Source organism: Sphingomonas sp. Ant H11 (assembly GCF_000797515.1).
Taxonomy (GTDB): domain Bacteria; phylum Pseudomonadota; class Alphaproteobacteria; order Sphingomonadales; family Sphingomonadaceae; genus Sphingomonas.
Map to the genome: position 1 here is coordinate 1 of NZ_JSBN01000137.1, position 5955 is coordinate 5955.

The 5955-nt window shown below is 66.1% G+C and carries 8 protein-coding genes and 1 pseudogene; all 9 read left to right on the forward strand.

The genetic code is table 11. The annotated features are described in order from the left end of the window. Positions 1-110: 110 nt before the first annotated feature. The 9 genes and pseudogenes from NW75_RS19280 (at position 111) to NW75_RS19320 (ending at position 5944) form a co-directional block, all read left to right on the forward strand. Complete coding sequence (locus NW75_RS19280) at positions 111-434, forward strand: hypothetical protein (RefSeq protein WP_010408277.1); 324 nt, start codon at positions 111-113, stop codon at positions 432-434. Next, positions 431-1105 (forward strand): orotidine-5'-phosphate decarboxylase, encoded by a 675-nt coding sequence (gene pyrF / locus NW75_RS19285; protein WP_033966940.1) that lies wholly within the window; start codon positions 431-433, stop codon positions 1103-1105. Before NW75_RS19280 ends, pyrF begins: the two co-directional genes overlap by 4 nt. Positions 1106-1148: 43 nt before the next feature. Next, positions 1149-1783 (forward strand): annotated as a pseudogene (locus NW75_RS19290) (phosphoribosylanthranilate isomerase). A 127-nt stretch (positions 1784-1910) separates the two neighbouring features. Beyond that, the gene (gene trpB, locus NW75_RS19295) at positions 1911-3140 is read left to right on the forward strand and encodes a tryptophan synthase subunit beta (RefSeq protein ID WP_033966941.1); all 1230 of its coding nucleotides are present in this window, start codon (positions 1911-1913) and stop codon (positions 3138-3140) included. Between the two features lie 88 nt (positions 3141-3228). Continuing rightward, the gene (locus NW75_RS19300) at positions 3229-3579 is read left to right on the forward strand and encodes an endonuclease domain-containing protein (protein ID WP_033966947.1); all 351 of its coding nucleotides are present in this window, start codon (positions 3229-3231) and stop codon (positions 3577-3579) included. Next, positions 3576-3863 carry a hypothetical protein gene (locus tag NW75_RS19305; RefSeq protein ID WP_197057881.1) on the forward strand — a complete coding sequence of 96 codons (288 nt, stop codon included), beginning with the start codon at positions 3576-3578 and terminating at the stop codon, positions 3861-3863. Before NW75_RS19300 ends, NW75_RS19305 begins: the two co-directional genes overlap by 4 nt. Before the next feature lie 19 nt (positions 3864-3882). Further along, positions 3883-4683 carry a tryptophan synthase subunit alpha gene (trpA, locus tag NW75_RS19310; RefSeq protein ID WP_033966943.1) on the forward strand — a complete coding sequence of 267 codons (801 nt, stop codon included), beginning with the start codon at positions 3883-3885 and terminating at the stop codon, positions 4681-4683. After that, positions 4680-5540 carry an acetyl-CoA carboxylase, carboxyltransferase subunit beta gene (gene accD, locus NW75_RS19315; protein WP_033966945.1) on the forward strand — a complete coding sequence of 287 codons (861 nt, stop codon included), beginning with the start codon at positions 4680-4682 and terminating at the stop codon, positions 5538-5540. Before trpA ends, accD begins: the two co-directional genes overlap by 4 nt. 110 nt (positions 5541-5650) lie before the next feature. Further along, on the forward strand, positions 5651-5944 hold the full coding sequence (locus NW75_RS19320; RefSeq protein ID WP_231565330.1) for an endonuclease domain-containing protein: 294 nt from the start codon (positions 5651-5653) through the stop codon (positions 5942-5944). Positions 5945-5955: the final 11 nt, after the last annotated feature.

A 5955-nucleotide genomic window follows, 5' to 3' on the forward strand; every position in this document is an offset into this window, starting at 1 on the left:
GCGTCACCCCCGCCATCAGCCGACCCACCCCCGTCCCTCCCTTTCAGGAGGGGAGGAAGCGATGAGGAAGCAGGCTGGCAATCGTGACGCGTTCGCACTAACCTTCGCCCATGCAATTTCTGAAAATCCTCTTCTGGTGCCTCATCGCCTTCATCGCGGCGATCTTCACGCTGGAAAACTGGACCAGCGTGACCCTCAAATTGTGGGGCGGGGTCGAGGCGCTGATCAACCTGCCGTTGCTGCTGCTGCTGACCTTCCTTGCCGGGCTGCTGCCAACGCTCGCCTGGCATTCGACGCTGCGCTGGCGCTTGCGCAACCGGCTCGCCACCGCCGAGCGCACGCTCGCCGACCTGCGCGCGGCAATGGCCCCGCCGCCTGCCGCAGCACAATCGCCCGACCCGGTCGAGGCCCCCGCCTCGGAGCATGCCGCATGAGCAACCGTCTGTTCGTTGCGCTCGACACGCCTGAGCTGGACAAAGCGCGCGCGCTGGCGAGCAAGGTCCGCCACCATGTCGGCGGCATCAAGCTCGGCCTGGAATTCTTCATGGCCAATGGCCGCGCCGGGGTGCGCGATATGGCCGAGCTCGGCCTGCCGATCTTCCTCGACTTGAAACTGCACGACATTCCCAACACCGTCGCTAAGGCGATCATGGCTTTGCGCGGGCTCGACCCGGCGATCCTGACCGTCCACGCCGCCGGGGGCCGCGCGATGCTGGAAGACGCCAAGGCGGCCGCCCCGCTCGGCACCAAGGTGGTGGCGGTGACGACGCTAACCAGCCTCGACGGGGCCGACCTCAAATCGATCGGCTGTTCGGGCGACCCGCACGAACAAGTGCTGCGGCTGACCGAGCTGGCACGCGATGCCGGCGTCGACGGCGTGGTCTGCTCGGGCGAGGAAGTCGCCGCCGCGCATAAGCTGTGGCCCAAGGGCTTCTTCGTCGTTCCCGGCGTGCGCCCGGCGGGTGGTGTCGTCGGCGACCAGAAGCGCGTCGTCACCCCGCGCGCCGCGGTGAATGCCGGCGCGTCGATCCTCGTCATCGGCCGCCCGATCACCCAGGCCGAAGACCCCGATCTGGCCGCACGCGAGATTGCCGGGACACTCTGAGCACGCCCGCCTCGCGACACCGCCGGGGCACCTAGGACGCATAATGACCACTGCCAAGATTTGCGGGCTATCGACGCCCGAGACGCTCGACGCGGCGATTGCCGGTGGGGCGAGCCATGTCGGCTTTGTGTTCTTCGCGCCCTCCCCGCGCAATCTCTCGCGCGATCGTGCGGCGCAACTGGCCGCGCGGGTGCCCGGCCATGTCGCGCGCGTCGGCGTGATGGTGAACCCCGACGATGCGCTGGTCGAGCAGGCAATCGCCGCCGGACAGCTCGAGGTGCTGCAATTGCACGATACGCCCCCGGCCCGCGCCGCCGCGATCAAGGCGCGGAGCGGCCTGCAGATCTGGGCGGCGGTGGCGGTGCGCACCCGCGCGATCTGGCGCTGGCCGAGACCTTTGGCGGTGTCGCCGATCGCATCCTGTACGACGCCAAGACCCCGCCCGGCGCGGCGCTGCCCGGCGGCATGGGCGTGCGGTTCGACTGGCATTTGCTCGACGGCTTCCGCCATCCGCTGCCCTGGGCGCTGTCGGGCGGGCTCGATCCGCAGAACGTCGCCGAGGCGGTGGCGGTGACCAAGGCGACCTTGGTCGACGTGTCGTCGGGCGTGGAAAGCGCACCGGGCATCAAGGAGACGACCAAGATCCGCGCGTTTCTGGAGGTCGTGCGCGACCTGTAATTCCGTTCGTGCTGAGCCTGTCGAAGCACTGCGTCGCCGCCCAGCCCGCCAGATTTCGTGCGGCCCTTCGACAAGCTCAGGGCGAACGGGGTTGGCTGGCGCTCTACACCTGCTAAACGGCCCCCTTATGAACGCCCCCAACTCCTTCCGCACCCAGCCCGACGAGCGCGGGCATTTCGGCGAATTCGGCGGCCGCTACGTCGCCGAGACGCTGATGCCGCTCGTGCTGGAACTCGACACCGCCTATCGCGCGGCCAAGGCCGACCCGGCTTTCAAGGCGCAGTTCGATGATCTGCTCGAACATTATGTCGGCCGCCCCAGCCCGCTTTATTATGCCGAGCGCCTGACCGAGGCGCTGCGCGAAGGCGCGCCCGCGGGCAAAGGCGCGCAAGTGTGGTTCAAGCGCGACGAGCTCAATCACACCGGCGCGCACAAGATCAACAATTGCATCGGGCAGATCCTGCTCGCGATGCGCATGGGCAAGACGCGCATTATCGCCGAAACGGGCGCGGGCCAGCACGGCGTTGCCACCGCCACCGTCTGCGCGCGCTTCGGCCTGCCCTGCGTGATCTATATGGGCGCCAAGGATATCGAGCGGCAGGCCCCCAACGTGTTCCGCATGAAGCTGCTGGGGGCCGAAGTGCGCCCGGTGACGAGCGGATCGCATTCGCTGAAGGATGCGATGAACGAGGGCATGCGCGACTGGGTCGCCAACGTCCACGACACCTTCTACATCATCGGCACCGCGGCGGGCCCGCATCCCTACCCCGAAATGGTCCGCGATTTCCAAAGCGTGATCGGCATCGAAGCGCGCGCGCAGATGCTCAGCCGCATCAACCGCCTACCCGATTTGCTGGTCGCGGCGATCGGTGGCGGGTCGAACGCGATCGGGCTGTTCCACCCCTTCCTCGACGATGGCGACGTGATGATGCTCGGCGTCGAAGCCGCCGGGCGCGGGCTCGACAAGGAACATGCCGCCAGCCTCGCCGGTGGCGCGCCGGGCATCCTCCACGGCAACAAGACCTATTTGCTGCAGGACGAAGACGGCCAGATCACCGAGGCGCATTCGATCTCGGCCGGGCTCGATTATCCGGGCATCGGCCCCGAACATAGCTGGCTGCACTCGATCGGCCGGGTGGAATATACCTCGATCACCGATACCGAGGCGCTGGATGCGTTCCAGTTGCTGTGCCGGACCGAGGGCATCATCCCCGCTTTGGAGCCATCCCACGCCATCGCAGCGGTTGCGAAACGCGCGCGCGAAATGGACAGCGACCAGATCATCCTGGCGAATTTGTGCGGGCGTGGCGACAAGGACATCTTCACCGTCGCCGAGGCGCTCGGGGTGAAGATATGAGCGCAAAAGCCCTCTCCCCTTCAGGGGAGAGGGTTGGGAGAGGGGAAGTCAGGTGCGCGAAGCCCGACTGACCGCCTACGCCAAAGCGATGCGCAAAGAGCCCTCCGAACCAGAGCAGCGCCTCTGGCTCGCGCTACGGGCCAAGCGCTTCGAAAACGTCAAATTCCGTCGTCAAAAGGTCATTGGCCGCTATATCGCGGACTTCGCGGCACGCGACCCGATGCTGGTGATAGAACTGGACGGCGACACCCACGCCGGACAAGAAGGCTATGATGAAGCCCGAACGCATTTTCTCCAAGAACAAGGCTATCGCGTGATCCGATTCTCGAACATCGACGTCATGACCAACCTTGAGGGTGTGTTGCTGACGATTGCGAGCGCTGTCGCCACTTCCCCTCTCCCAACCCTCTCCCCTGAAGGGGAGAGGGCTAAGATATGAAACCCTTTTCCGCAAAGGCCTTCACCGCCGATCGCGCCTGGGGCAGCAGCCTGCTGGGCGATTTCGGAGACGTAGCAGTGCGCCTGCACTGGACCGACCAACCCTATCGCTGGCACCGCAATACGGGCGTGAAGTGTTTGCCGTGCTCGAAGGCGTGGTCGACATGCATTATCGCGAAGATGGTGTGGAGCAGGTCGTTCGGCTTCATGCCGGGGACGGCGTCTCGGTCGAGGATGGAGACGAACATGTCGCGCACCCGGTCGGGGCTGCGCGAATTCTGGTAGTAGAGCGCAAGGACTCAGAATGACCCGCCTCGCCGACGCCTTCACCAAAGGCCATCCCGCGCTCGTCGCCTTCATCACCGCGGGCGACCCCACCCCGGACGCCACCCCCGCCATCCTCGACGCTTTGGTCGAAGGCGGCGCGGACGTGATCGAACTGGGCATGCCGTTCACCGATCCAATGGCCGATGGCCCCGCGATCCAGGCCGCCAATATCCGCAGCCTGGCAGCGGGCACGCGCACTGCCGACATCCTCGCCATCGCCAAGAGCTTCCGCGCGCGGCACCCGCAGGTGCCGCTGGTGCTGATGGGCTATGCCAACCCGATGACGATCCGCGGCGGCAAATGGTTCGCCGAGGCGGCGTGCGATGCCGGGGTCGATGGCGTGATCTGCGTCGACATCCCGCCCGAGGAAGACCCCGAACTCGGCTCCGCGCTGCGCGCGGTCGGCATCGACCAGATCCGCCTCGCCACGCCGACCACCGATGCCACGCGCCTGCCGACCGTGCTCGATGGCGCCAGCGGGTTTCTCTATTACGTGTCGGTCGCCGGCATCACCGGGCTGCAACAGGCAGCACAGACCTCGATCGACGCGGCGGTCACGCGGCTGAAGGCGCATACCGATTTGCCGGTTGCGGTCGGCTTTGGCGTGCGCACCCCCGAACAGGCCGCCGCGATCGCGCGCGTGGCGGATGGCGTGGTGGTCGGATCGGCAATCGTCGATCTGGTCGGCCAGCACGGTGCCGCTGCACCGGCCGCTGTAAAAACCTATATTCAATCCCTGTCGCAGGCGATTCACGCCGCCCGGAAGGAACTCGCATGAGCTGGCTTACCAGCGTGCGCAACGCGCTCGCTTACGTTGTCCCCGTCAAGAAGGACACGCCCGACAACCTTTGGCACAAGTGCAAGGGTTGCGGGACGATGACCTTCGTCAAGGAGTTGGAGGACAATCTCTATGTCTGCCCGCATTGCGACCATCATGATCGCATCGGGCCGCTGCTGCGCTTCCAATATGTGTTCGACGCGGGCAGCTACAGCATCGTGCCGCTGGCCAAGGTGCCCGACGATCCGCTGAAATTCCGCGATACCAAGCGCTATGTCGATCGCATCAAGGCGGCGCGCGCCGCGACCTCCGAAGGCGACGCGCTGATCACCGCGCGGGGCACGATCGAGGGGCATAAGGCCGTGATCGGCGTGCAGGACTTCGCCTTCATGGGCGGGTCGATGGGCATGGCCGTCGGCGAAGCCTTCGTGCGCGGCGTCGAGACCGCGATTGCCGATAACTGCCCCTACATCATCTTCACCGCCGCCGGTGGCGCGCGCATGCAGGAGGGCATTCTCAGCCTGATGCAGATGCCGCGCGCGACGGTGGCGATCGCCATGCTGCACGATGCCGGCCTGCCCTATATCGTGGTGCTCACCGACCCGACCACGGGCGGCGTGACCGCGAGCTATGCGATGCTCGGCGACGTGCAGATTGCCGAGCCGGGCGCGTTGATCGGTTTCGCCGGACAGCGCGTGATCGAGCAGACGATCCGCGAAAAGCTGCCCGACGGCTTCCAGCGCGCCGAATATCTGCTGGAACACGGCATGATCGACATGGTGAAGCACCGCCGCGACCTGCGCGCGACGCTGGCAAGCCTGATCGATTACCTCTGCAGCGCGAAAAAGGCGGCCTGATTAATCTCCCTCTCCCCGCTCGCGGGGAGAGGGCAAGCGAGGCGAAGCCGAAGCGCGGGAGAGGGGCCATAAAACTCCCCTCCCGCTTGCGGGAGGGGTTGGGGGAGGGAATGGAGCAACGGACCAAAGCCCGAGCGCTACGCAGCACGCCAACCGCAGCCGAGGTCCGCTTGTGGCGCGCGATCAGTGCGCGCAAGGTCGCGGGGTTCCGCTTCAACCGCCAAGTGCCGATTGGCCCGTTCATCTGCGACTTCGTCGCGCGCAGCCTCAAGCTCATCATCGAAGTCGATGGCGACACCCATGGCGACAGGCGCGAGCAGGACGAAGAGCGTACACGCTATCTCCAATCCGAAGGGTATCAGGTCATTCGCTTCTGGAACAACGACGTGCTGGGGGAACCTTGATGGGGTCGTCG